Origin of the sequence: Burkholderia semiarida, assembly GCF_029268935.1 — a bacterium.
In the GTDB taxonomy this organism is placed as follows: Bacteria; Pseudomonadota; Gammaproteobacteria; order Burkholderiales; family Burkholderiaceae; genus Burkholderia; species Burkholderia semiarida.
The window spans coordinates 1-2,297 of sequence record NZ_JAHLCL010000026.1; the positions used below are offsets into that span (position 1 = coordinate 1).

Genomic DNA, 2,297 nt, shown 5'->3' on the forward strand with positions numbered 1-2,297 from the left:
AAGTCGGGTAGCGACGACGCATTGCTGCGCCGCCGCCCCCTAAGAACCGTACGTGCGAGTTTCCCCGCATACGGCTCAAGCCTCTATAAGGCCAGTGGTTAAACTAACCCGGCGGCACAACGTACCGACCGGCGTGTGTACCTGCTTTATGACAGCACGCGTACTAGCTGCGGCCGCACCCCATGCGGCGTGCGCGGGAGACCCGGCTTCGGATCGCAGCACGCTGCGCGAAGTAGGCAAACCACTCACGGTCGTAGGGGTTCGCATCCGACTGGACTTTCGGATGCCGTTCGATGGTTACGCTTGCCGCCGTCCGAAGCGTCCGAAGCAGGGGATGACCGCTATCGTCCACTTGGTCGGTGGCGGCGGCAAATACCCATCGTCGCAGGCCGATTTGGTGGAAGTACCGTCGTCGTACCCATTCCGGAGGTTTCTTGGGGTGGCGTCGCTTGGCCCATTGCCATATTGCGTACCAGATATGGCTGTCCACGTTCGAGAAGGTCTCCTGAGCAACGACGTGGCGGTGATACATGGCCCAGCCGGTTATCACAGGATTCAGGGCGTCGATCAGCAGATGCTGCGGTGCCGACCGTAGCCGTCTAATGATGTCCCGAACCTTTTGCAGGAAGGACTGCACGTTCTTCCGCGCCGGTTTGATAAGCAACTTCTTGCCGTATCGCCGGATGTTCTGGCCAAGGAAATCATAGCCTTCCGTCAGATGGGTGATTTTCGTCTTCTCCGGAGCGAGTTCCAGTCCCCGATCTGCAAGAAACGCGGTGACTGCCGGAGTAACTGTGTCTTGCAACACTTCCCGGCTCACTCCAGTGATGACGAAGTCGTCGGCGTATCGCACAAGATTGACCTTGTGGACTATGCGATGTGACGGGTATTTGAAGACGGACGATAGAACCTTGTCCAACCCGTTCAGCGCAAAGTTGGCGAGCACAGGGCTGATGATGCCGCCCTGTGGCGTCCCTTCGGTTGTTCTCGCGAATACGCCGTCCTTCAAGTAACCGGCCCTCAGCCATTTCGCCAACACGGCCTTGTCCGTCGGCACATGCTTTAAGAGCCACGCGTGGTCGATGTTGTCGAAGCAGCCGCGGATGTCCGCTTCGAGAATCCACTGCGCCGAGACCCGTGCGCCCCGGTCTTTTGGGTTGCCGTGATATCGGGCGTTCATGAAGCATTGTGCTATCGCGTCATGAGTGGATCGCTCTTTTCGGAATCCATAGGATTGCCCGTCGGAGATCGTTTCGGATACGGGGTCGAGAGCGAGCAGGTATAGGGCCTGCATCGCCCGATCTCGCATCGTGGGGATGCTCAGCGGGCGCAGCTTGCCGTTACTCTTGGGTATATAGATACGCTTCAGCGGCAGCGGTTGATACCCGCACCGCTTCAGCGAGTCTATCGCCATGTATTTGGCATCCGGGGTCGACCAGAGCACTTTGTCGACGCCCGGTGTACGTTTGCCTTGGTTTTCCGTCACTCGTTTAACGGCTAATGCTTTGCCGTAGAACGAGGTGGTCAGCAGCCGTTGCAGGGCCTTGACCCTGTTCCAGCGACCGGCCTGTGTCGCCTTCACGATACGCGCCTGCATTCTTTTGACCGTGGCGTGGGCCGTGTCCCAGTCGATGCTGTGCCACGACGTACCTTGGTCGGCCAGTGCACACGTTGGCTGCCCGTTCATTTGCTTTCTCGCCTTCAAAGATTACGCAAGTTATCTCGTGATGAGAGACCAGTTGGAAGTCTGCCCACTTTCGTGTCGAGCGATGTTTCAGCCCGTATCCCGGCCATTACAGTCAGGCGTTCGCTTTCTCCAACCTCCTTTACCCACTCCGCCACCAGCTTTCCTTGCGGTTGGCCTGCCCGGTATGGGCGACGGGATGGGCTTACCCTGTTCCGCTATCGCAACGAGATGGCGACGGTTTTCCCTTTACGCCGGCGACGCTGTGTTCTGCGTGCACCCACTACAGACTGAATGCACCCGATCGCTTAGCTTTTGCCCTCAGCCTGACAGCACCTTTGGCTGGACTGTGCTCACGACGCTTGCGAGAATTCACTTCCGTTAACCATGCCACCCAAGCCCTTACGGCTCCCGCATTGGTGCTTGCAGGTGTCGCCTTCGCCTCGCGGCTCGGGCTAGGCCTCGCGGCCCCGATTGTTGTCCTCGATGCTCCGCACCCCGCCGTTACCAGCGACGCACGACCGAGTGGGCTACTGCTGGCAGAACAGCAGGTCTTGTCCGGTTGCTATTGGCAAGACAGTTGTGATAGCGACTTTCAGGTCGCACCTGTATG

General features: G+C 58.7%; 1 protein-coding gene. It reads right to left on the reverse strand.

Going from position 1 to position 2,297, the window contains the following annotated elements; all coding sequences use genetic code 11:
- Positions 1-163: 163 nt before the first annotated feature.
- Complete coding sequence (gene ltrA, locus KPB06_RS34460) at positions 164-1,687, reverse strand: group II intron reverse transcriptase/maturase (RefSeq protein ID WP_059576922.1); 1,524 nt, start codon at positions 1,685-1,687, stop codon at positions 164-166.
- Positions 1,688-2,297: the final 610 nt, after the last annotated feature.

What these genes read in the sequence shown, in the direction of transcription:
- ltrA (WP_059576922.1), bottom strand. Translation starts at nt 1,687, where the DNA reads ATGAACGGGCAGCCAACGTGTGCACTGGCCGACCAAGGTACGTCGTGG.